This window comes from Allobosea sp. GW821-FHT10B12, from assembly GCF_059415545.1.
Window position 1 is genome coordinate 376,270 of record NZ_JBWKNL010000001.1, and the last position, 21,133, is coordinate 397,402.

General features: G+C 67.6%; 22 protein-coding genes. 13 read left to right on the forward strand and 9 right to left on the reverse strand.

From position 1 onward, the window contains the following. Positions 1–133: 133 nt before the first annotated feature. Positions 134–1,084 (forward strand): phosphoribosylaminoimidazolesuccinocarboxamide synthase, encoded by a 951-nt coding sequence (locus tag AC07O0_RS01800; protein ID WP_494619534.1) that lies wholly within the window; start codon positions 134–136, stop codon positions 1,082–1,084. Between the two features lie 39 nt (positions 1,085–1,123). On the opposite strand, the gene groL is transcribed toward AC07O0_RS01800, so the two are convergent. After that, positions 1,124–2,749 (reverse strand): chaperonin GroEL, encoded by a 1,626-nt coding sequence (gene groL / locus AC07O0_RS01805; protein ID WP_494619536.1) that lies wholly within the window; start codon positions 2,747–2,749, stop codon positions 1,124–1,126. A 341-nt stretch (positions 2,750–3,090) separates the two neighbouring features. Here groL and AC07O0_RS01810 point away from each other — a divergent pair, with 341 nt between their 5' ends. Further along, positions 3,091–3,360 (forward strand): usg protein, encoded by a 270-nt coding sequence (locus tag AC07O0_RS01810; protein ID WP_494619537.1) that lies wholly within the window; start codon positions 3,091–3,093, stop codon positions 3,358–3,360. Between the two features lie 51 nt (positions 3,361–3,411). On the opposite strand, the gene AC07O0_RS01815 is transcribed toward AC07O0_RS01810, so the two are convergent. Genes AC07O0_RS01815 through AC07O0_RS01825 form a run of 3 tightly spaced genes read right to left on the reverse strand, consistent with a single transcriptional unit; the run spans position 3,412 to position 6,088 of the window. Further along, a complete protein-coding gene (locus AC07O0_RS01815; RefSeq protein WP_494619538.1) occupies positions 3,412–4,380 on the reverse strand; it encodes a Bug family tripartite tricarboxylate transporter substrate binding protein in 969 nt (322 codons plus the stop codon). Between the two features lie 54 nt (positions 4,381–4,434). Beyond that, positions 4,435–4,743 carry an AtuA-related protein gene (locus AC07O0_RS01820; RefSeq protein WP_494619540.1) on the reverse strand — a complete coding sequence of 103 codons (309 nt, stop codon included), beginning with the start codon at positions 4,741–4,743 and terminating at the stop codon, positions 4,435–4,437. Position 4,744: 1 nt separating this feature from the next. Next, positions 4,745–6,088, reverse strand: coding sequence for an acyclic terpene utilization AtuA family protein (locus AC07O0_RS01825; protein ID WP_494619542.1), 1,344 nt, complete (start codon positions 6,086–6,088; stop codon positions 4,745–4,747). An 83-nt stretch (positions 6,089–6,171) separates the two neighbouring features. On the opposite strand from AC07O0_RS01825, the gene AC07O0_RS01830 reads away from it, so the two are divergent. Both AC07O0_RS01830 and AC07O0_RS01835 read left to right on the forward strand, forming a co-directional pair. Continuing rightward, positions 6,172–7,065 (forward strand): LysR family transcriptional regulator, encoded by an 894-nt coding sequence (locus AC07O0_RS01830; RefSeq protein WP_494619543.1) that lies wholly within the window; start codon positions 6,172–6,174, stop codon positions 7,063–7,065. Between the two features lie 59 nt (positions 7,066–7,124). After that, positions 7,125–7,766 carry a hypothetical protein gene (locus AC07O0_RS01835; protein WP_494619545.1) on the forward strand — a complete coding sequence of 214 codons (642 nt, stop codon included), beginning with the start codon at positions 7,125–7,127 and terminating at the stop codon, positions 7,764–7,766. Between the two features lie 58 nt (positions 7,767–7,824). On the opposite strand, the gene AC07O0_RS01840 is transcribed toward AC07O0_RS01835, so the two are convergent. Beyond that, the gene (locus AC07O0_RS01840) at positions 7,825–8,793 is read right to left on the reverse strand and encodes a threonine ammonia-lyase (protein ID WP_494619546.1); all 969 of its coding nucleotides are present in this window, start codon (positions 8,791–8,793) and stop codon (positions 7,825–7,827) included. Between the two features lie 151 nt (positions 8,794–8,944). Here AC07O0_RS01840 and argE point away from each other — a divergent pair, with 151 nt between their 5' ends. The 6 genes from argE to AC07O0_RS01870 all read left to right on the forward strand — a co-directional run bounded on the left by argE (position 8,945) and on the right by AC07O0_RS01870 (position 15,957). Beyond that, positions 8,945–10,093 carry an acetylornithine deacetylase gene (gene argE, locus AC07O0_RS01845; protein WP_494619548.1) on the forward strand — a complete coding sequence of 383 codons (1,149 nt, stop codon included), beginning with the start codon at positions 8,945–8,947 and terminating at the stop codon, positions 10,091–10,093. A gap of 238 nt (positions 10,094–10,331) precedes the next feature. Next, a complete protein-coding gene (locus tag AC07O0_RS01850) occupies positions 10,332–11,921 on the forward strand; it encodes an ABC transporter substrate-binding protein (protein ID WP_494619549.1) in 1,590 nt (529 codons plus the stop codon). 104 nt (positions 11,922–12,025) lie between these two features. Beyond that, complete coding sequence (locus tag AC07O0_RS01855; protein WP_091832035.1) at positions 12,026–13,006, forward strand: ABC transporter permease; 981 nt, start codon at positions 12,026–12,028, stop codon at positions 13,004–13,006. Between the two features lie 8 nt (positions 13,007–13,014). Continuing rightward, the gene (locus tag AC07O0_RS01860) at positions 13,015–13,962 is read left to right on the forward strand and encodes an ABC transporter permease (RefSeq protein WP_494619551.1); all 948 of its coding nucleotides are present in this window, start codon (positions 13,015–13,017) and stop codon (positions 13,960–13,962) included. Between the two features lie 4 nt (positions 13,963–13,966). After that, the gene (locus AC07O0_RS01865) at positions 13,967–14,968 is read left to right on the forward strand and encodes an ABC transporter ATP-binding protein (RefSeq protein ID WP_494619552.1); all 1,002 of its coding nucleotides are present in this window, start codon (positions 13,967–13,969) and stop codon (positions 14,966–14,968) included. Then, positions 14,965–15,957, forward strand: a complete 993-nt coding sequence (locus AC07O0_RS01870) for an ABC transporter ATP-binding protein (protein ID WP_494619553.1) — start codon at positions 14,965–14,967, stop codon at positions 15,955–15,957. The genes AC07O0_RS01865 and AC07O0_RS01870 overlap by 4 nt, the downstream gene beginning before the upstream one ends. A gap of 9 nt (positions 15,958–15,966) precedes the next feature. Here AC07O0_RS01870 and AC07O0_RS01875 read toward each other — a convergent pair whose 3' ends face one another. After that, complete coding sequence (locus AC07O0_RS01875; protein ID WP_494619555.1) at positions 15,967–16,191, reverse strand: hypothetical protein; 225 nt, start codon at positions 16,189–16,191, stop codon at positions 15,967–15,969. Between the two features lie 73 nt (positions 16,192–16,264). After that, positions 16,265–17,524, reverse strand: a complete 1,260-nt coding sequence (locus tag AC07O0_RS01880; RefSeq protein WP_494619556.1) for a peptide ABC transporter permease — start codon at positions 17,522–17,524, stop codon at positions 16,265–16,267. Positions 17,525–17,698: 174 nt separating this feature from the next. Here AC07O0_RS01880 and AC07O0_RS01885 point away from each other — a divergent pair, with 174 nt between their 5' ends. Continuing rightward, entirely contained in the window at positions 17,699–18,217 is a 519-nt protein-coding gene (locus AC07O0_RS01885; protein ID WP_494619558.1) for a DUF2478 domain-containing protein, read from the forward strand. 54 nt (positions 18,218–18,271) lie between these two features. Continuing rightward, on the forward strand, positions 18,272–18,901 hold the full coding sequence (mobA, locus tag AC07O0_RS01890; RefSeq protein WP_494619559.1) for a molybdenum cofactor guanylyltransferase MobA: 630 nt from the start codon (positions 18,272–18,274) through the stop codon (positions 18,899–18,901). Positions 18,902–18,926: 25 nt separating this feature from the next. On the opposite strand, the gene AC07O0_RS01895 is transcribed toward mobA, so the two are convergent. Beyond that, on the reverse strand, positions 18,927–19,328 hold the full coding sequence (locus AC07O0_RS01895) for an SRPBCC family protein (protein ID WP_494619561.1): 402 nt from the start codon (positions 19,326–19,328) through the stop codon (positions 18,927–18,929). A gap of 159 nt (positions 19,329–19,487) precedes the next feature. Between AC07O0_RS01895 and AC07O0_RS01900 the strand changes: the two genes are divergently transcribed. After that, complete coding sequence (locus tag AC07O0_RS01900; protein WP_494619562.1) at positions 19,488–19,976, forward strand: VOC family protein; 489 nt, start codon at positions 19,488–19,490, stop codon at positions 19,974–19,976. A 16-nt stretch (positions 19,977–19,992) separates the two neighbouring features. Here AC07O0_RS01900 and AC07O0_RS01905 read toward each other — a convergent pair whose 3' ends face one another. Continuing rightward, positions 19,993–21,126: an Mrp/NBP35 family ATP-binding protein gene (locus AC07O0_RS01905; protein WP_494619563.1), complete on the reverse strand. Its 1,134-nt coding sequence runs from the start codon at positions 21,124–21,126 to the stop codon at positions 19,993–19,995. Positions 21,127–21,133: the final 7 nt, after the last annotated feature.

A 21,133-nucleotide genomic window follows, 5' to 3' on the forward strand; every position in this document is an offset into this window, starting at 1 on the left:
AGCCGATTGCGGCATGAGGGGTGGGAGACTGGCGAATGCGTCGTGGCCGGCTGTCCACATCGTGGTGAAAGCGTTAAGAGCGGCGGAGCCGGAGGATGTCGCTCCGGGCGATTCCGAGCTGACGAGTGCTGCGATGTCCGAGGCGAACACCATCCGCGATGTCACGATCCCGGAGCTGCCGAACCACTATCGCGGCAAGGTCCGCGAGAATTACGACCTGCCGGACGGACGCCGGATCATCATCGCGACCGATCGCCTGTCAGCCTTCGACCGCGCCATCGCCTGCATTCCGTTCAAGGGCCAGGTGCTGACCCAGACGGCGCGCTTCTGCTTCGAGCAGACCGCCGACATCTGCCCCAACCATGTCCTCGATTACCCCGACCCGAATGTCGTCGTCGGCCGGCGGCTCGACATCCTGCCTGTCGAGATCGTGGTGCGCGGCTATCTTGCCGGCACCACCGGCACCTCGATCCTGACCATGTACAAGCAGGGCCAGCGTGAGATGTATGGCGCCCGCTTCCCCGACGGTCTCAGGGACAACGAGGCGCTGCCCCAGGCGATCATCACCCCGACCAGTAAGGCCTTCGACGGCGGCCATGACGAGCCGCTCTCGCCGGCGCAGATTCTCGAGCAGGGCCTGCTGACCCAAGCTCAGTGGGACACGCTCTCAACTTATGCGCTGAAGCTCTTCGCCCGCGGCCAGAAGCTCGCCGCCGAGCGTGGCCTCATCCTCGCCGACACCAAATACGAGTTCGGCACCGATGCCGAGGGCAGGATCATCCTTGCCGACGAGATCCACACCCCCGATTCGAGCCGCTACTGGTTCGCCGGCAGCTATCCCGAACGCTTCGCCAAGGGCGAAAAGCCTGAGAGCTTCGACAAGGATTTCGTACGCAATTGGGTGGCGGCCCGCTGCGACCCCTATAACGAGCCGATCCCCGCGATCCCGGACGAGCTGATCGAGCAGACCTCGCAGGTCTATATCCGCGCCTTCGAGACGATCACCGGCCAGACCTTCGTGCCGCCGGCAGCCGATGTGGCGCCGCTGGAGCGGATCAGACGCAATCTCGCGCGCTATTTCTGATCCGCGGAGGACCCGGGCCGGGTTCGGTGCGCGTCAGCGTCAGAAATCCATGCCGCCGCCCGGCATTGCCGGCGCGGCGTCCTTCTTCGGTGCCTCGACGATCAGGGCCTCGGTGGTGATCAGCAGGCCGGCGATCGAGGCTGCGTCCTGGAGGGCGGTGCGCACCACCTTGGCCGGGTCGATCACGCCGCCTGCGACGAGATCCTGATATTTGCCGGTCTGGGCATTGTAGCCGAAGGCGTACTCCTTCGACTCCAGCAGCTTGCCGACCACGACCGCGCCGTCCTCGCCGGCATTCTCGATGATCTGCTTGGCCGGGGCCAGAAGCGCGCGCCGCACGATCTCGACGCCGGTCTTCTGGTCGGGATTGGCCGGCGTGACCGTGGCCAGCGCCTTCAGCGCCCTGAGCAGGGCGATGCCGCCGCCCGGCAGAATGCCCTCTTCGACGGCCGCGCGGGTCGCGTGCATCGCATCGTCGACGCGGTCCTTCTTCTCCTTGACCTCGATCTCGGTCGCGCCGCCGACGCGGATGACCGCGACGCCACCGGCGAGCTTGGCCAGACGCTCCTGCAGCTTCTCGCGGTCGTAGTCCGAGGTGGTCTCCTCGATCTGCGCCTTGAGCTGCGCGACACGGGCCTGGATCTCGTCCTTCCCGCCGGCGCCGTCGACGATGGTGGTCACCTCCTTCTCGATCGTCACGGTCTTGGCGCGGCCGAGCATGGCGAGCGTCACGGTATCGAGCTTGATGCCGAGGTCTTCCGAGATCATCTGGCCAGCGGTCAGGATCGCGATGTCCTCGAGCATGGACTTACGGCGATCGCCGAAGCCCGGGGCCTTGACGGCCGCGACCTTCAGGCCGCCACGGAGCTTGTTGACGACGAGCGTGGCCAGAGCCTCGCCCTCGACATCCTCGGCGATGATCAGGAGCGGCTTGCCGGTCTGCACGACGGCCTCGAGGATCGGCAGCATCGCCTGCAGCGACGACAGCTTCTTCTCGAAGACGAGGATATAGGGGTCCTCGAGCTCGGCGATCATTTTCTCGGCATTGGTGATGAAGTAGGGCGAGAGATAGCCACGGTCGAACTGCATGCCCTTGACGACGTCGAGCTCGATCGACAGCGACTTCGCCTCCTCGACGGTGATGACGCCCTCGTTGCCGACCTTCTTCATCGCAGCGGCGATCATTTTCCCGATCTCGCTGTCGCCATTGGCCGAGATCGTGCCGACCTGCGCGACTTCCGCGTTCGAGGTGACCTCCTTCGCGTTCTTCTTGAGGTCCGCCACCGCGGCCTCGACCGCCAGATCGATGCCGCGCTTCAAATCCATCGGGTTCATGCCGGCGGCGACCGCCTTGGCGCCCTCGCGCACGATCGCATGGGCGAGGACCGTGGCGGTGGTGGTGCCGTCACCGGCGGCGTCATGCTGCTTCGAGGCGACTTCGCGCACCATCTGGGCGCCCATGTTTTCGAACCTGTCGGCGAGCTCGATCTCCCTGGCGACGGCGACGCCGTCCTTGGTGATGCGCGGAGCGCCGAACGACTTCTCGATCACGACATTGCGGCCCTTGGGGCCGAGCGTGACCTTGACGGCATTGGCGAGGATCTCGACGCCGCGCAGCATTTTCTCGCGGGCTTCCGACGAAAATCGCAATTCCTTGGCAGCCATGATCCAATCCTCCTGGTCGTCCTTGGATGGCGCAGCGTTCGTTCAGGGTTGAGCCCCGGAACCAGTCGTCTTGCGTCGTCGGGGCGGTGTCAGCGTTCCTGGTCTCCCTGCCGTCAGTGCGCCTGCGCGCCCGAACACATGGTTCCGGGCAGGCGCACAAGCGCCCCGAGGAGCTGCTCCCGGGGGAGTATGCAGCTTGCCGCCGCTCAGGCCCGGAAGAGTGATGGTGCTCGTCTCAGTAGAGTGCTAAGATACTGGAAATACTACGAAACGGCAACGACGCACGTTGCCGCCCCGTCGACTTGGCGCCCGACCTTTCGCCAGTTGCCACGGAGCAGATAATGGCCTCTTCCGACTTCGCGCGCCAGCTCGCCGGCTATGGCCTGACCACCGCCGACATTCTCTACCGCCTGCCGGACCATCCTTCGATCCTGCAGGAGTATATCTGGCAGGACTACGATCTGGCGCCGTCCTTCCCCGAGCTCAACCGCTTCCTCGCCTTCTGGCAGCGATCGCTCGACGGCAAGCTCTTCCGCGTCATCGTCAGTCATCGCGGCCTGATCGGCCCGGCGGACCTGCGGACGGTTTCCGGCGAGTTCAGGCTGCAGTGACGGGCGTCTGCCGACTTCGCACAGGCGAAGCCGGCGCGCGCCCGAAGCGCCTCACTCCGGCTGGATGCCGGCGGCCTTGACGATCTCGGCCCATTTCCTGATCTCGATCGGCACGAAGGCCTTGAGCTCGTCCGGCGTGCTGCCTTCGGGCTCGATGCCGGCGGCGAGCAGGCGCTCCTGCGTCGCCTTGTCGTTGAGCGCGGCGGCGAAGGCCTGGTTGAGCTTGTCGATCACCGGCCGTGGCGTCTTCGCCGGCGTGAAGGCGGCGAACCAGGCGGCGAGATCGTAACCGGCAACGCCGGCCTCGGCCATGGTCGGAAGCTCGGGCGCGAGCGGGCTGCGCCTGGCGGTCGAGACGGCGAGCCCGTTCACCTTGCCGGCCTTGATCTGCGGCAGCGTGGTCGAGATGTCGGCGAAGACGAGGGAAATCTGGCCGCCGAGCAGGTCGGTGATCGCCTGCGGATTGCTGCGATAGGGCACATAGGTGAGGTCGAGCCCGGCGAGCGATTTCAGCATCTCGCCGGCGATGCGCGACGAGCTCGAGCCGGCGCCGAAGGTGAGCTTGCCGGGATTGGCCTTGGCGTAGGCGACGAGTTCACCCACCGTCTTGGCCGGTACCGACCGGTGTGTCGCCAGCGCCAGCGTGATCGTGCCGAGCTTGCCGACCGGCTCGTAATCCTTGACCGCGTCATAGGGCACATTCTTGAGCAGGCTCTGATTGGCGCCGTGCGTGGTGTTGGTGGTGATCAGCAGCGTGTGGCCGTCGGCATCGGCCCGGGCCACGTTCTGGGCGGCGAGGATGCCGCTGGCGCCGGGCAGGTTCTCGATCACGACCGGCTTGCCGAGGCTCCTCGACAGGTGTTCGCCGAGGATGCGCGCCAGCGCGTCGGTGGCGCTGCCAGCGGCGAAGGGCACGACGAATTTCAGGTTCTTGGCTGGGAAGTCCTGCGCCGCCGCCGGTAGCGCCAAACCGGCTGCGATCACGGCTGCGCTCGACAGCAGCCAACGCCTCGTCTTCATCATCTCCTCCTCCCTTGTTTTCGGATCGTTGTCTGAAAGCGTCGGCGCCTTGCGTCAGGCACCCGGAATGTCGAGATCGAGCAGGGCCGAGCTCAGGCTCTTGCCGTGCGTGTCGAGGATGAGCGAGCGGGTGACGCCGCCGCCGAGTGCCTGACGCATCACGAAGTTCAGGGCACCCAGGCTCGGGATCTCGTAGCGGACGACCTCGCCGGCGACGAGCGCGCCGAAATGGGCCTTGACGCGCGCCGCTGTGACCTCCCTCGCCAGCCGCTCGTAGTCGGCCGGGTCGAAGGCGATCAGTGAAATGCTGGAGGTGTCGCCCTTGTCGCCGGTGCGGGCATGGGCGATCTGGCGCAGCTTCATCTCAGCTCTCCAGCATGTGCACTGTCGGCGCGACCTGGGCACGCGGCAGATAGGTCGAGAGCACGCCGAGTACCTCGCGGACAGAGGTGGTGACGCCGCCGCCGCCGGCCGGGCCGTTGGTATAGAGCGTCTCGACCTCGCGCCCGATCCGCTCGGCCTCGCCGCGGTTCGCCGTGCGTCCGGCGACGCGGGCGCGCACTTCATAGGGTTCGTGGCTGCCATTGGCGGAGAGCGTTGCGCCGTGCAGCGAATTGAGGCCGATCAGGTCGAAGCGCAGCTCGCTCGTCTCGACGCCGGTCAGCGCCAGCCGCTCGCGCACGATCGCGAGCGCGAGCTCGCCGCGAGCCTTCGCGCCCGGTCCGGCATAGGAGATCTGGCCCTCGCCGGTGAAGCCCTCGGCCACGCCGAGCGAGACCTTCAGCCGTTCCGGCCGCATCCGGCCGCTCGCGCCCTCGACCAGCACGCGGTCCGGGCCGATCTGCGCGACGCGGACCTGCGAGAAGTCGGCGGTGACGTCGGGCGTGAGATAGCGGGCCGGGTCGTGCAGCTCGTAGAGGACCTGCTCCTTGCAGGTCGCCGGCGTGACCTGCCCACCCGAGCCTGCGACCTTGGTGATGACGACGCTGCCATCTTCCGAGATCTCCCCGATCGGGAAGCCGAGCCGGGCCAGACCCGCGACATCCTTGACACCGGGATCTGCGAAATAGCCGCCGGTCACCTGTCCGGCGCATTCGAGCAGATGGCCGATCAGCGTCGCCTGCCCGAGCCGGTGCCAGTCGTCGAAGGACCAGCCGAAGGCGTGGACGAGGGGCCCGACGAAGAGGGAGGGATCGGCGGCGCGGCCGGTGATGACGATGTCGGCGCCCTCGGCCAGCGCCGCGGCGATCGGCTCTGCGCCGATATAGGCATTGGCGGAGATCAGGCTCTCGCCGAGCGCGGACACCGGCGCGCCGCCCTCTTCGATCACCAGCTCACTGCCGACGATCGCCGCGAGCACATCGTCGCCGGTCACGGCGGCGATCTTGAGACCGGGAAAGCCGAGTACGCGGGCGATGCCGGCGGTTGTCTCGGCCGCAGCCAGCGGATTGGCCGCGCCCATATTGGTGACGATCCGCGTGCCGGCGCGCCGGCAGGGCGCGAGCACGGCCCGGAGCCGCTCGCCGAGCAGCGGGTCGAAGCCGGAGGCCGGGTTTTTGCGCCGGGCCTGCTGCGCCAGGGCGATGGTGCGCTCGGCCAGGCACTCGAAGACCAGGTAGTCGAGCGCGCCCTTCTCTGCGAGCTCGACCGCCGGCTCGATCCTGTCGCCAGCGTAACCTGCTCCTGCACCGATCCGCAGCGTTTTCATGCGCTCTCCCATGCGGGTATCAGGAACAGGCCTAGATTGATTAAGCAATTGAAATTATTGGATATCAGTAATAGCATAATGCTATGAATCTCGATGTCAGGCAGTTGCGCGCCTTCGTGACCATCGCCAGCAGCGGCAGCTTCACCCGCGCTGCGGCCAGCCTGAACCTGTCGCAGCCGGCGCTCACCGTTCAGATCCGCAAGCTCGAGGAGGCGCTGGGCGTGCGCCTGTTCGACCGCAACACCCGCGTCGTGGCGCTGACCCGCAACGGCGCCGAGCTCCTGCCGACGCTCGGCCGCATCCTGCGCGATCTCGACGGCGTGCTCGCCGAGACGCGCCAGCTTGCGACCATGCAGCGCGGGATCGTGCGGCTCGCCGTGCTGCCCTCATTCGCCTCGGGCGTGCTGCCCGAAGTGATCGCCGCCTTCAGGACGCGGCACCCCAGCATCGACTTCAGCATCCGCGACGTGATCGCCAGCGGCGTCGTCGCGCTGGTTGCCGGCGGTGAGGCCGATCTCGGCCTGACCGGCGGGGCCGTCTCGAACCCTGACCTCGAAACCCTGCTGCACGGGGCCGACCGGATGCACGCGGTCTATCCGCAGGATCACCCGCTCGCGCGCCGGGCCAGGATCGGGATCGCGGACCTCGCCGCGCATCCATTGGTCCTGATGGATGCGGCGACCAGCGTCCGGCAGGTGGTCGACGCCGCCTTCGCCGAGGTGGGCGTCACGGCACGCGTCGGCGCGGAGGTGACCTATATGTCGAGCGCGGTCGGCATGGTGCGCGCCGGCCTCGGCGTCGCCATCCTGCCGGGTTCGGCGATGGAGGTCAGGGCCGAGCCCAGCCTGCGCTCGCAGCCGATCGAGGGCGAGCGCTTCGCGCGCCCGATCGCGGTGGTGAAGCGGCGCGGGCGGACCTTGCCGCTGGCGAGCGAGCGCTTCCTGGCCGAGCTGGAACGCGTGCTCGCGGCGTCGTGACCTCTGCAGCCGAGGGGCCGCCGGGGCCGCCTTGGAACAGCCAAAGTGCGCGCGCGTTGATGTTCGACTATCCCTATCTCGAATGGGAGGCCGCCATGCGCCGCCTGATCGTTCTTGCCGCATCTCTCGCTCCCCTGCTGGCCTTCACCGCCAATGATGTCTCGGCCCAGGCCCTGAGTGGTGGCACTGGCCCTGGCGGCGTCCGCGCGATCGGCGGTCTCAGCGGCGGAGGCCGGGCTATCGCCGGTGGCGGTTTCGGCGGTGGCTATCGCGGGGGCATCGGAGCGGGCGGCTATGGCTACCGAGGCGGCTATGGCTACCGTGGCGGCGCTGGCTGGGGCTATCGACCCAATCGCTGGTATGGCGGCGGCTATGGTGGCTATTACGGGCGCCCGGCCTACTGGCGGCGCGGCTATTATGGCGGCGGCTGGGGGGCTGGAGCTCTGGCAGCCGGCACGATCCTGGGCGCCGCGGCAGCCTACCCGTATTACTACGGCGACTCCTACTATTACGGCTCGCCCTATTATTATCGCCGGCCGTACTATGCCGAGCGCTATTACGCCGCGCCGGTCTCCTCCGGCGTCGGCGACTACTGCCAGACGCCCGTGCGAACCTGCCAGCTGATCAATCCGTCCGAGGTTGGCGCCGGTTGCTCCTGCCGCGTCGCCGGCGGACGGGCTCGCGGCACGGTTATCCCGTAGCCGACATGCGCGGCAGAAGGAGGCGCCGGCTATCGGCGCTCCCTGCCGCGGTCGGCCCCTAGACTCCGAATTCCTGCCGCCAGCGCTCGATGTCGTCGAGCGCGACGTTCGAGCCGCACAGCACCAGCGCGATGCGCTCGCCCGGCTTGAACTGATCCTTGCGCGCCATGGCGGCCGCGACCGTGCAGGAGGCGGCCGGTTCGAGCAGGACGCGTCCGTTCTGCAGCACCCAGACCAGTTCGCGCACGGCTTCGGCATCCGGCACGACCACGATCTCCTCGAGGAACTGGCGCGCCGCCGCTATGGTCCGCTCGGTCGCGAAGGGCGCGCCGAGCGTGCGCGCGATCGAGGTCGGGCGGATCGGTACCGGCTTTCCGGCTTCCAGCGCCTGCGTCATCGTCGTCGCGCCCTCGGTCTCGACGCCGTGGATGCGCACGGCCGGGTCGAGCCCCTTCAGCGCCGCGCCGACGCCGGCCGAGAAACCGCCGCCGCCGATCGAGATGAAGACATGGTCGATCCGCCCGCCGGCATCGGCCGCGAGCTCGAGGCCGACCGTGCCATGGCCGGCGATGATGGCCGGATCGTCATAGGAGTGGACATGGGTCATGCCCTTGCCCTCGTACTCCTCGGCCCTGGAGAAGGCGGCGAGCGCATCCTCGCAGAGCTCGACCTCGCCGCCGGCTTCCTGGGTCAGGCGGATGTTGAGGGGAGCGACGTTCTTCGGCATCAGCACCAGCGCCCTGATGCCGAGCATGCTGGCGACCAGCGAGACGGCGATGGCGTGGTTGCCGCCGGAGACCGTGACGACACCGCGCGCCCGCTCGGCCTCGGAGAGCCCGAGCAGCTTGTTGTAGCAGCCGCGCACCTTGAACGAGCCGGCGAGCTGCAGGCTTTCGACCTTGACCACCGTCTCGACGCCGAGCCGGGCCGAGAGGCCGGCGCTGAGGAAGGTCGGCGTGCGCCGGACCTTGCCGGCGATGCGGGTGGCGGCGGCCTGGATATCGGCGAGGGTGACGTCGAAGGGCATGGCGGACTCACGGGAAAGCTTTGCTTGGCCGGCACATGAGCGCGCCGGGCGCAGCCCGGTCAAGCGCGCAGAACCGATTGACGACAGGCAATGCCAGCGTAGCCTGCCGGCACGGTTCATGCCTGTCGGCGGTCATCGGAGATTTTCACCCGTGCGTTATTCACCCAAGGAGATGCTGGCCAAGCTGGTGTCGTTCAACACCGAGTCCTGGCGCAGCAATCTCGAGCTGATCCATTTCTGCCGCGACTACCTCGCTGCGCACGGCGTCGAGAGCACGATCGTGCCGAGCCCGGACGGCGAGAAGGCCAATCTCTACGCGACCGTCGGCCCCAAGGTCGAAGGCGGCATCGTCCTCTCCGGCCATACCGACGTCGTCCCGGTCGAGGGCCAGGACTGGAGCTCCGATCCGTGGACGCTGACCGAGCGCGACGGCAAGCTCTATGGCCGCGGCTCCTGCGACATGAAGGGCTTCGATGCGATCGCGCTGGCGCTGGTGCCGGAGATGCTGGCGGCCGGCTTGAAGCGGCCCTTCCACATCGCACTCTCCTATGATGAGGAGGTCGGCTGCATCGGCGCCGCGATCATGATCGATGCGATGTCCGAGGCGGGCCTGAAGCCCTCGGCGGTGATCGTCGGCGAGCCCTCGATGATGCAGGTCGTCACCGGCCACAAGGGCGGCACCCGCATGAAGACGACGGTGCGCGGACACGCCGTGCATTCGAGCCGCGTCGACATCGGCGTGCCCGCGGTGATGGTCGCCGGCAAGCTGATCGCCTGGCATGACGACGTCATGGCGCAGAACAAAGCGAATGCGCAGCCCGGCATCGCGTTCGAGCCGCCCTATTCGACGCTGCATGTCGGCGTCGTCGCCGGCGGCACGGCGGTCAACATCACCGCCGAGCACGCCAGCTTCAGCCATGAGGTCCGGGTCATGCCCGGTGACGATACCGACTATGTCGCGCGCTACCGCGCCAAGATCGCCGAGCTGGAGGGGCCGATGAAGGCGATCGCGCCCGAGACCGGCATCACCATGGAGATCACCTCCCAGACGCCGCCGCTGGCGCCGGAGAAGGAGGGCGCCGCCGAGACGCTGTCGCGCCGCATCACCGGCGACAATGCCAGCCATGTCGTCGCTTACGGCACAGAAGGCGGCCTGTTCCAGGCGGCGGGCTGGTCGACCGTGGTCTGCGGACCCGGCGACATCGCCCAGGCGCACCAGCCGGACGAGTTCCTCACGGTGGCCCAGCTCGATGCCGGGACGGCCTTCGTCCGCGCACTGATCGCGGAGCTGGCCCGCTGACCCGCGCAGGGCGGGGCGCTTCATTGCGAGCGTTTGCCCCGCCCTTCGCAGCTTCGTGCGTTACATTAGTTAGATTCGCAACAAAGTTCGATCTGGAACGAAGTCGATCGGACGCACTGGACGCGGGCTTCGAACCGTCATTAATCTGCCGCCTTCGTCGGCGTGCCGCCAAAATAAGCAGGCAGCCGGCACCGCTCCTGGGGAGGAGTGGTTTTCAACCAACCGGGAGCAGTCTCAGATGTCGTTCAAGACCCATTGCCTGGCAGCCGTGGCAGCGCTGGCCTTGATGTGCGGGGCTGGACAAGCCCAGACCTTGCGATACGCCAACCAGGGCGAGCTGAAGTCCCTCGACCCCTACACCGTCAACGAGACCACCACCAACGCCCATCTCGGCCATCCCTATGAGGGGCTGACGGCGCGCGGCAAGGACCTCAAGATCGAGCCGGCCCTCGCCGAAAAGTGGGAAGTCTCGGATGACGGCCTGAAATGGCGCTTCTATCTGCGCAAGGGCGTCAAGTTCCACGACGGCTCGGATTTCACCGCCGATGACGTGATCTTCTCGGCCGAGCGCGTCCGCGCCACGGGCTCGAACTTCACCACCCGCATCCCGACCAGCGCCAAGTTCGTCAAGGTCGACGACCACACGGTCGACGTCGTCCTGACCGCGCCGAACCCGATCCTGAACGCGCAGTGGGACACCTGGTACATCATGTCGAAGAAGTGGGCGGAGGCGAACAACGCCGTCGCCCCGACGCCCGCGGCTGCGACCACGCCGAGCCACGCCTCGCTCAACGCCAACGGCACCGGCCCCTACAAGATCGAGAGCCATCAGCCGGGCGTGAAGACCGTCTTCAAGCTCAACGAGAACTACTGGAAGAAGATCGAGGGCAACATCAAGGAGATCGTCTTCACGCCGATCTCCTCGGACGCGACCCGCGTCGCCGCGCTGCTCTCGGGCGAGGTCGACGTGATCGAGCCGGTTCCGATCCAGGACATCCAGCGCGTCAACGCCTCCGGCAACGCCCAGGTCCTGACCGGACCCGAGCTGCGCACCATCTTCCTCGGCTTCGACCAGACCCGCGACGAACTGCTCGAATCGAGCGTCAAGGGCAAGAACCCGTTCAAGGATCCGAAGGTCCGCCAGGCCTTCTACCAGGCGATCGACATCGAGACGATCAAGAGCCGCGTCATGCGCGGACTCTCGACCCCGTCGCCGCTGATGATCGCGCCGGAGCTCTATCCGCATGCCGGCTTTACCCGCCCCAAGTTCGACACCGAGGCCGCCAAGAAGCTGCTCGCCGAAGCCGGCTATCCGCAGGGCTTCGAGCTCGGCATGGATTGCCCGAACGACCGCTACGTCAATGACGGCCAGATCTGCCAGGCCGTGGTCGGCATGCTCGCCCGTATCGGCGTCAAGGTGAACCTCAATGCCCAGCCCAAGGCGCAGTATTTCGCCAAGGTGCTGAAGCCGGGCGGCTACAAGACCTCGTTCTACCTGCTCGGCTGGACCCCCGGCACCTTCGACAGCCACAATGTCCTCTATGACATCCTCGGCTGCCGCGATGTCGCCGGCTCCTCGCGCGGCGAGTCGAACCTCGGCAATTACTGCAACAAGAAGGTCGACGAGCTGACCGACAAGATCCTGGTCGAGTCGGACACCGCCAAGCGCAACGCCATGATCGGCGAGGCCTACAAGATGACCGTCGACGAGTTCTCCTACATCCCGCTGCACCAGCAGGCCCTGGCCTGGGGTGTGTCGAAGAAGGTGAAGCTCGCCCAGCGCGCCGACAATTCGGTGCTGCTCTACTACGCCACCAAGGAGCAGTGAGGGCCTGAAGGGCGCGTAGGCGAGGAGCCCACGCGCCCTTTCTCTATCCGCTGCCTGGACGCTGTCCCGCATGGGGCGGCCTCGGATTCCTTGTAAGGGCGACCATGCTCGCATTTGTCCTGCGCCGGCTGTTCCAGTCGCTGATCGTGATGCTCGCGGTCGCGCTCATCGCCTTCGCCATGTTCCGTTTCGTCGGCGATCCGGTGAACCAGATGGTCGGCGTCGACACGCCGCAGGAGCAGGTCGCCCAGCTGCGCCAGACGCTCGGCCTCGACGAGCCGGTCGTCGTCCAGTTCGCGCGCTACATCTACAACGCCGCACGGCTTGAATTCGGCGTCTCCTACCAGTTCCGCCTGCCGGTGATCTCGCTGCTCGGCGAGCGCGCCCCGGCGACGCTGGAGCTCGCCTTCATGTCGGCGCTGTTCTCGCTCTTGGTCGGCATACCCATGGGCGTCTACACGGCGTTGCGCCGTGACAGCTGGCTGGCCAAGATCTTCCAGACGGTCTCGCTGGTCGGCATCAGCCTGCCGACCTTCCTGATCGGCATCCTGCTGATCTACCTGTTCTCGGTGACGCTCGGCTGGCTGCCCTCCTTCGGGCGCGGCGAGGTGGTCAAGCTCGGCAACTGGTGGACGACCGGTCTCCTGACCGCCTCGGGCTGGAAGGCGCTGATCCTGCCCTCGATCACGCTCGGCCTGTTCCAGATGACGCTGATCATGCGCCTCGTCCGGGCCGAGATGCTCGAGGTGCTGCGCACCGACTACATCAAGTTCGCCCGTGCCCGCGGCCTCAAGACGCGCGCCATCCATTTCGGCCATGCGCTGAAGAACACGCTGGTGCCGGTCATCACCATTGCCGGCCTGCAGCTCGGCTCGATCATCGCCTTCGCCATCATCACCGAGACGGTGTTCCAGTGGCCGGGCATGGGCCTGCTCTTCCTCAAGGCGGTGCAGCAGGTCGATATCCCGATCATGGCTGCCTACCTCATGTTGATCTCCTTCCTGTTCGTCAGCATCAACCTGATCGTCGACCTGCTCTACGCGCTGGTCGATCCGCGCCTGCGCGCGACGATCGGGGCGCATTGAGGCCGGTCATGAGCGTGCAACCCGCTTCCACTCCGAAACAGCCGCCCTCGCTCTGGGCCCGCATCCTCGACAGCGACATCCTGGCGAGTTTCCTGCACTCCAAGGTGACGATGGTCGCCGCGGTGATCGTGCTGGTGCTGTTCGTCGGCGCCTTCTTCTCGCCCTGGATCGCGCCGACCAACCCGTTCGACCCGGCGACCGTCTTCCTCTCCGACGCCAACATCCCGCCGGCCTGGCAGGATGGCGGCGACCCGAAGTTCATCCTCGGCACCGACGACCAGGGCCGTGATCTCTATTCGGCGATCCTCTACGGCCTGCGCGTCTCGCTGATCGTCGGCCTGCTCGGCGTCGCGCTGGCGGCGACGATCGGCATCACGCTCGGCCTGCTCGCGGGCTATCTCGGCGGCCGCGTCGACTCGCTGATCATGCGCATCGCCGACGTGCAGCTGACCTTTCCGGCGATCCTGATCGCCCTGCTGATCGATGGCGTCGTGCGCGGCATCTTCAAGCATGCCAACCGCGAGGACACTGCGCTCTATGTGCTGGTGATCTCGATCGGGCTCTCCTTCTGGGTCCAGTACGCCCGCACCATCCGCGGCTCGACCCTGGTCGAGCGCAACAAGGACTATGTCCAGGCCGCCCGCCTCGTCGGCCTGCCGGCGCCGCTGATCATGCTGCGCCATGTCCTGCCCAACGTGATCGGCCCGGTGCTGGTTATCCTGACCATCAACCTTGCGCTCGCCGTCATCACCGAGGCGACGCTCTCCTTCCTCGGCGTCGGCCTGCCGCCGACGCAGCCTTCGCTCGGGACGCTGATCTCGATCGGCAACCGCTACCTGTTCTCCGGCGACTGGTGGATCGTCACTTTCCCGGGCGTGACGCTGGCGATCCTCGTGCTGGCGGTGAACCTGCTGGGTGACTGGCTGCGCGACGCCTTGAACCCGCGGTTGAGGTGAGCCGATGACCGAGACCGTCCTCTCCGTCCAGGACCTCACCGTCGAGTTCGTCACCCGGCGCGGCACGCTGCGCGCGCTCGACAAGATCTCCTTCGACATCGCCCGCGGCGAGGTGCTCGGTGTCGTCGGCGAATCCGGCGCCGGCAAGTCGGTCACCGGTTCGGCGATCATCGGCCTGATCGACCCGCCCGGCCGCATCGCCGATGGCAAGGTCGTGCTCTCCGGCGAGCGCGTCGACCATCTCCCGCCCGAGCAGATGCGCCGCGTCCGCGGCAAGCGCATCGGCATGATCTTCCAGGATCCGCTGACCAGCCTGAACCCGCTCTACCGGGTCGGCGAGCAATTGATCGAGACGATCCAGACCCATACCGCGCTCAACGCGACGGACGCCCGCAAGCGCGCCATCGCCTTGCTCGACGAGGTCGGCATTCCTGCACCCGAGCGGCGCATCGACGGCTATCCGCACGAATTCTCCGGCGGCATGCGCCAGCGCGTCGTCATCGCGCTCGCGCTCTGCGCCGAGCCGGAGTTCATCATCGCCGATGAGCCGACGACCGCGCTCGACGTTTCCGTGCAGGCGCAGATCATCGCCCTGATCAAGCGGCTCTGCAAGGAACGCGGGACGTCGGTGATGCTGGTCACCCACGATATGGGCGTGATCGCCGAGACGGCCGACCGGGTCGCCGTGATGTATGCCGGGCGCGTCGCCGAGATCGGCCCAGTGCGCGAGGTGATCAAGCAGCCGCTCCACCCCTATACGCAAGGGCTGATGGGGGCGATCCCCTCGATCGAGGGCGATGCCGAGCGCCTCGTGCAGATTCCGGGTTCGATGCCGCGGCTCTCGAATATCCCCAAGGGCTGCGCTTTCAATCCGCGCTGCGCCAAGGTGTTTGCCCGCTGCCATGTCGAGCGGCCGGAGCTCATCGATGTCGGCGGCCATCAGGTCGCCTGCCACCTCTACGACAAGGCCAAGGCGCCGGCTGGCAAGACGGAGATCGCGGCGTGAGCGACAAAGCCTTCGTCCAGGTCCGGGACCTCAAGCGCGTCTTCGACGTTTCCAAGCCCTGGCTCAACCGGGTGCTGGAGAGTGCTCCGAAACAGTATCTCAAGGCGGTCGACGGCGTTTCGTTCGACATCCGCAAGGGCGAGACCTTCGCACTGGTCGGCGAATCCGGCTCGGGCAAGTCGACGGTGGCGCGCATGGTCGTCGGCCTGCTGAATCCGTCGGGCGGCACGGTCGCGATCGACGGCGTCTCGATGTTCGACGCCAAGGCGGCCCAGGAGCGCCAGCGCCTGCGCCGGCGCATGCAGATGATCTTCCAGGACCCCTACGCCTCGCTCAATCCGCGCTGGCGCGTCGGGCGGATCATCGCCGAGCCGATCCGCGCCTTCGGCCTCATCCAGGGCGCCGCCGCGATCGATGCGCGCGTCGGCGAACTGCTGTCGCTGGTCGGCCTGCACCCGGACGACGGCAAGAAGTTCCCGCACGAGTTCTCCGGCGGCCAGCGCCAGCGCATCGCCATCGCCCGCGCGCTCGCCTCCAATGCCGAGTTCATCGTCTGCGACGAGCCGACCTCGGCGCTCGACGTCTCCGTGCAGGCACAGATCCTCAACCTGATGCGCGATCTGCAGCAGAAGTTCGGGCTGACCTATCTGTTCATTTCGCACAACCTCGCGGTCGTCCGGCACATGGCGACGCGGATCGGCGTGATGTATCTCGGCCGCCTCGTCGAGGTCTCCGACGGCAAGCAGCTCTTCGCCGCGCCGCGCCACCCCTATACGAGGATGCTGCTCGACGCGGTGCCGGACCTCGCCATGATCGGCAAGCCACGCGAGGGCGTGAAGGGTGAGATCCCGAACCCGATCAACCCGCCCTCGGGCTGCACCTTCCATCCGCGCTGCCCGCTGGTCTTCGACCGCTGCCGCATCGAGAACCCGCCGGCGATCGACGGCGTCGCCTGCCATGCGGTGAATGCCGGGCGGGCAGCGGCCTAAGGGTCTGGCTCAGGCGGCGTGCCGGCCGTTCGCACTGAGCAGGTCCCAGCCCTTCGCCGTTACGGCGATCAGGCTGCCCTGGCGGGCGAGATAGCCACGGTCGACCGCGTCCTCCCAGACCGTCAGGCGCGGGCAGGAGGTGCGCCAGTTCTCCATCAGCTCGGCATGGCTGCGTTCTTCGCGAGCGACCCATTCGACGAGATCGAGGATGAGCGGATCATCTGCGGCAAGCATCGCGGCCTCGCCTTTCGATCAGGACGAAGCGTGATGATAGCCCTCCGCAATGGGCGGGAAAAGCCGCGTCAGGTCACTTCCCAGCCGGCACGCTCGGTGCCTTCGGCCGCCGGCCGAGTGGGGCGACCGGTCGTTCGGTGCGGTACTGGCCACGGGCGATCGCGGTGAACAGCAGGGCGACGGCGGTCAGCGTCATCAGCCACCAGGTCTGGAACGAGGCGAAGCCGAGCGCGGCCAGCGCGAAGGCGGTGACATAGGCTGCAACGCCGCCGGCCGCGAGCGCGCCCGGCATCCGGCCGGCGGCGCTGACCGCGAAATAGAGGCAGAGCGCCGCCGTCGCCGCGCCGACCAGGCCAAGCTCGTACCAGGTCTCGAACAGGATGGTGGTCGGCACCTCCAGCGGCAGCGCCCCGGTGGTGCGCCCGCGCAGGACGGTGTCGAGCCCGTGGCCGGTGATCAGCTGCACCGGGCGGCTCGAGATGATGTCGGCCCAGATGTCGAGCCCGGTGCCGACCGTGCTGAAAACCGCCGGCGAGAGCCGGAAGAACGGCAGCAGCAGGAAGGGCAGCAGCGGGGCGAGCAGCATCAGCCCGGCCATGATCCCGCCCATCAATCTGGCACCGACGATGCGGTTGGCGCTGACCGCGCCGAAGGCGATCGCCCCGCACAGCATCGCCATCGCCTCGCCATCCTCGATCCGCGAGAGGGCAAGCAGGCCGACGACCAGCGCCAGGCCGAGCGCCGTCAGCCCGCGCTCGCGCGACAGGAGCCAGGCGAGCGCCGGCCAGGCCATGATCAGCACGACGCTGACGCCGCGCTCGACGCTGCCGGCGGCATTGGCCGCCCGCGAGTCGATCGGGCCCAGCGCTTCGGTCAGCAGCAGGCCGAGCGCGAAGATCGCGGCCGTGCCGGCGCCCAGCGCCGCGAGATTGAGGTTCGAGGCGCGCATCCGTTCCGGCAGCGCCGCCGCGCCGGCAAAGCCCAGTGCCACGGCAAGGAAGAGATTGGCCGCCTTCTCGGTGGCCGAGCCGGTATAGGGGCTCCAGACCAGCGAGAGCACGGCCCAGCCGACCAGCGCCCAGAGCGTCAGCCCGGCGCGGCTGAACAGCGACGCCCTGATATTGCCGGCAAACCAGCGCGGCGCTTCGATCAGCGCGGCGATGGCCAGCAGGATGACTCCGATCGGCACCAGCACCACGGCGGCGCGGCGCGAGACCAACGAGGCCAGCGGCAAGGCGAGCGCCAGCGTCGCAAAGCCGATGCGGCGCAGCAGCAGCGCGGCGTCGGTTGCGGGATCGAGGGGCGTCTGGGCGTTCGGGCGGATCATCGGCAAGCGGATACTCGGTGGGCTGCATCCGGCCGGGATGCCGGGAACAGCCCAGTTCACCCTAGCGCCCGTTGCCGGCTTCGACTGTAGGTGCGTTGCAACACTGGCGAAGCATCTCATGCAGTTTGGAACACTTAGAGTTCACTGGCCGCCGCAACGGTTCCGTGAGATGAGGGAATGATGACTGCTCCGCTTGCCGCGATCGTCTATTCCTCGGGCTTCCCCATCGACGACCTGATGGCGGAAGTCGCGGGCGGCCTGAAGCGTGAAGCCTTCCGGCTTTGCGGCGTCGTCCAGCACAACAAGGGCGACTGCGCGAACGGCTGTGCCAGCATGGCGCTCGAGGATCTCGCCTCCGGCCAGCTCTTCCCGATCAGCGAGGATCGCGGGGCCGACTCGGCGGGCTGCCGGCTCGATCCGGCCGGGCTCGCCGCCGCCGGCGCAGCCATCTCGGGCGCGCTCTCCGGGCCGGTCGACCTCGTCATCGTCAACAAGTTCGGCAAGCAGGAAGTGCTCGGCCAGGGCCTGCGCGCCGAGATCGCCGCCGGCGTCGTCGCCGGATTGCCGCTGCTGACCGCCGTGCGCGACGACATGCTCGCCGCCTGGGCGGGCTTTGCCGGCGAGGAGTGGCAGCGTTTGCCACCCGAGCGCGACGCTGTGATGGATTGGGCGATGGCGGCGTTGCGCCTGCCGGCCTGATGTCGAATTGCTGATGCTCCGTCAAAGGCGTCCCCGCAGGTGTGCCAGAACGTGATGGCTACCGGTCCCGTAACCCTTGGCTTACTCCTTGCCGGTGGCCTCGCCCGCCGCATGGGCGGTGGCGACAAGCCGCTGCGGACGATTGCCGGCCGCACCATCCTCGCCCATGTGATCGAGCGGCTCGGCCCGCAATGCGACGGCCTTTTGCTCAGCGCCAATGACGATCCGACCCGCTTTGCCGACTACAGCTTGCCGGTCGTCGTCGATAGCGTGCCGGGTTTCGCCGGGCCGCTCGCCGGCATCCTTGCCGGGCTCGACTGGCTGGCGGTGAACCGGCCGGGTGCCGAATGGCTGGTCAGCGTTGCCGCTGATACGCCGTTCATACCGCGCGATCTGGTGGCACGGCTGCATGCGGCACGCGCTACGGCCGATGTTCCGCTCGCCTGCGCGGCGTCGGGCGGCTGGACCCATCCGGTCATCGGGCTCTGGCCGGTCTTCCTGCGCGATGACCTGCGTCATGCGCTCGCGGTCGAGGATGAGCGCAAGGTCCAGCGCTGGACAGCCCGCCACGGCATTGCCACGGCCGAATGGTCGACCGCGCCGGTCGATCCCTTCTTCAACGCCAACCGGCCGGAAGATCTCGCCGAGGCCGAGCGGCTGCACGCGCGTCTCGGCGATCGCTGAGGTCGAACCGGCTCGCCCCTCCGCCTCAGGCCTCCAGCACGGCTTTCAGGCGGGAAAGATCGGCCGCGACCCATTCGGCGTCGCGGGCGAAGTCGTCATCCGTCATCTCCGGGCGCCTGAACAGCGTGAACACCACCTCGCTGCCGCTGCCGTTCGCGAGCGCCCGCATCGGATTGTGCATCGGTGCGCCGCTGTCGGGCACGACGGCGTGATCGAGGACGCCGTAGCGATTGGGTTCGCTGAACAGTACGCGCATCGGCCCCATCGGCGTCTTCACGCGATAAGTCATGCCCTCGACATGGCTGAACTCGCCGCCCAGCCCTTCCGCCCATTTCTGGAAGTTCGTGGGTTCGGCGAGAAAGCCGTAGACCTCCTCGATCGGCCGGTTGATCGCGATGCTGATATGGCGCGCTGGCAGGATGGGCATGATCGCTCTCCGTGATCTTTCTGATGGAACATAACATGAACAAAATCTGATGTCATCGCGCATCGGTGATGGGTCGTGCGCGGGCTCGCCGCGGAACGATCAAGAATCCGCCGGCTTCGCGAGGCTCTTTCCCAGCGGCGACGGATCAGGAGATTCGACATGAAGCAGACCATCGGCTTGGGCCTGGCGATTTTCGTGCAGCACGGGCGTGAGCAGGAGGCCGCGGACTTCTACAGCGAGGCCTTCGAGGCACGGCAGCTCAAGACACACAGGGTCGACGGCGAACTCGCCGGGGTCGAGATGCTCATCGGCGGAACGCGTGTCTCCGTCGCCGGTTCCAATCCGCGCCGCGAGGAAGAGCCGTCCTATGGCGGCCCGTTCTTCCCCAAGGCGGCCGGCGCGGTCAGCATGACGATCCTGCTGACGGTCCCCGATCTCGAGACTTGCTTCGCGCAGGCGATCGTGGCGGGCGCCGCCCTGCGCGACCGCGTCCAGACCGATGTCGAGGGCAGGCGGGTCGCCTCGCTGTTCGATCCGTTCGGGCATATCTGGATGCTGGCCGAGCGGCAGGCGGAAACGGAGAAAGTGTCTACCGACCAGCTCGCGGCGCAGGCCGATCGCTCAAACGGCATCCATCTCCAGCGATAGGGCGGGCTGCCCAGCCCTATTCGATCACGATCCGCGGCGCCGCCCGGGCCGGCCCGGAAAGGCCGGCCTTCACCTGCCGCGCCAGGGCGACATAGGCCTTGGCATGGGCGCTGTCCGGGTCGCTCGCAACGATCGGGCGGCCGCCATCGGAGGTCTCGCGGATCGGCATGGCGAGCGGGATCTCGCCGAGGAAGGGCACATGGAGGCGCTCCGCCTCGTGCCGGGCGCCGCCATGGGCGAAGATGTCGGAGCGGTGGCCGCATTCCGGGCAGATGAAATAGCTCATGTTCTCGACGATGCCGAGGATCGGCACCTCGACCTTCTTGAACATGGCGACGCCGCGCCTTGCGTCGAGCAAAGCGAGGTCCTGCGGCGTCGAGACGATGACGGCGCCGGCGAGCGGCGTCTGCTGGGCCATCGTGAGCTGGGCATCGCCGGTGCCGGGCGGCATGTCGACGACGAGGACGTCGAGCTCGCCCCAGGCGACTTCGCGCAGCATCTGAGTGATCGCCGAGATCACCATCGGCCCGCGCCAGATCATCGGCGTTTCCTCGTCGATCAGGAAGCCGATCGACATGATCTTGAGGCCATAGGCCTCCATCGGCGCGAGCGTGCGGCCCGAGACCAGCCGCGGCTTGCCGGTGATGCCGAAGATCTTCGGCACGGACGGGCCGTAGATATCGGCGTCGAGCACGCCGACCTTGAGGCCGAGCGTGGCCAGGCCGACGGCGAGATTTGCCGTGGTGGTCGACTTGCCGACGCCGCCCTTGCCGCTCGCCACCGCGATGATCTGCTTGACGCCGGGAATGCCGGCCGCCTTCGGCACCGGCCCGCCGGGGCCGGGCTGGCCATGCGCCTGCCGGCGCGCCTCGGCCGCCTGCGACGGTGCCGGACGACCCGGTGCCTTGTCGGCGGTGAGGCCGACCAGCACCTGCGTCACACCGGGAATGCCGCCGACCGCGCTTTCCGCGGCCTTGCGCACCGGCTCCATCGCGCCGGCCTCCGTCGCGTCGATGCCGATCGCGAAGATCACCTTGCCGCCGTCGATCAGGATGTCGCCGATGCGGCCGGAGGCCGCCAGCGATTGCCCGCTCGCCGGCAGCTTCACCAGTTCGAGCGCGCGCAGGATGTCATTTTGCGAAAGGGCCACGATCTGG

Bases quoted from the DNA above. Each gene is read 5' to 3' on its own strand.
- AC07O0_RS01800 (WP_494619534.1), top strand. From the start codon at position 134: ATGTCCGAGGCGAACACCATCCGCGATGTCACGATCCCGGAGCTGCCG.
- groL (WP_494619536.1), bottom strand. From the start codon at position 2,749: ATGGCTGCCAAGGAATTGCGATTTTCGTCGGAAGCCCGCGAGAAAATG.
- AC07O0_RS01810 (WP_494619537.1), top strand. From the start codon at position 3,091: ATGGCCTCTTCCGACTTCGCGCGCCAGCTCGCCGGCTATGGCCTGACC.
- AC07O0_RS01815 (WP_494619538.1), bottom strand. From the start codon at position 4,380: ATGAAGACGAGGCGTTGGCTGCTGTCGAGCGCAGCCGTGATCGCAGCC.
- AC07O0_RS01820 (WP_494619540.1), bottom strand. From the start codon at position 4,743: ATGAAGCTGCGCCAGATCGCCCATGCCCGCACCGGCGACAAGGGCGAC.
- AC07O0_RS01825 (WP_494619542.1), bottom strand. From the start codon at position 6,088: ATGAAAACGCTGCGGATCGGTGCAGGAGCAGGTTACGCTGGCGACAGG.
- AC07O0_RS01830 (WP_494619543.1), top strand. From the start codon at position 6,172: ATGAATCTCGATGTCAGGCAGTTGCGCGCCTTCGTGACCATCGCCAGC.
- AC07O0_RS01835 (WP_494619545.1), top strand. From the start codon at position 7,125: ATGTTCGACTATCCCTATCTCGAATGGGAGGCCGCCATGCGCCGCCTG.
- AC07O0_RS01840 (WP_494619546.1), bottom strand. From the start codon at position 8,793: ATGCCCTTCGACGTCACCCTCGCCGATATCCAGGCCGCCGCCACCCGC.
- AC07O0_RS01850 (WP_494619549.1), top strand. From the start codon at position 10,332: ATGTCGTTCAAGACCCATTGCCTGGCAGCCGTGGCAGCGCTGGCCTTG.
- AC07O0_RS01855 (WP_091832035.1), top strand. From the start codon at position 12,026: ATGCTCGCATTTGTCCTGCGCCGGCTGTTCCAGTCGCTGATCGTGATG.
- AC07O0_RS01860 (WP_494619551.1), top strand. From the start codon at position 13,015: ATGAGCGTGCAACCCGCTTCCACTCCGAAACAGCCGCCCTCGCTCTGG.
- AC07O0_RS01865 (WP_494619552.1), top strand. From the start codon at position 13,967: ATGACCGAGACCGTCCTCTCCGTCCAGGACCTCACCGTCGAGTTCGTC.
- AC07O0_RS01875 (WP_494619555.1), bottom strand. From the start codon at position 16,191: ATGCTTGCCGCAGATGATCCGCTCATCCTCGATCTCGTCGAATGGGTC.
- AC07O0_RS01885 (WP_494619558.1), top strand. From the start codon at position 17,699: ATGACTGCTCCGCTTGCCGCGATCGTCTATTCCTCGGGCTTCCCCATC.
- mobA (WP_494619559.1), top strand. From the start codon at position 18,272: ATGGCTACCGGTCCCGTAACCCTTGGCTTACTCCTTGCCGGTGGCCTC.
- AC07O0_RS01895 (WP_494619561.1), bottom strand. From the start codon at position 19,328: ATGCCCATCCTGCCAGCGCGCCATATCAGCATCGCGATCAACCGGCCG.
- AC07O0_RS01900 (WP_494619562.1), top strand. From the start codon at position 19,488: ATGAAGCAGACCATCGGCTTGGGCCTGGCGATTTTCGTGCAGCACGGG.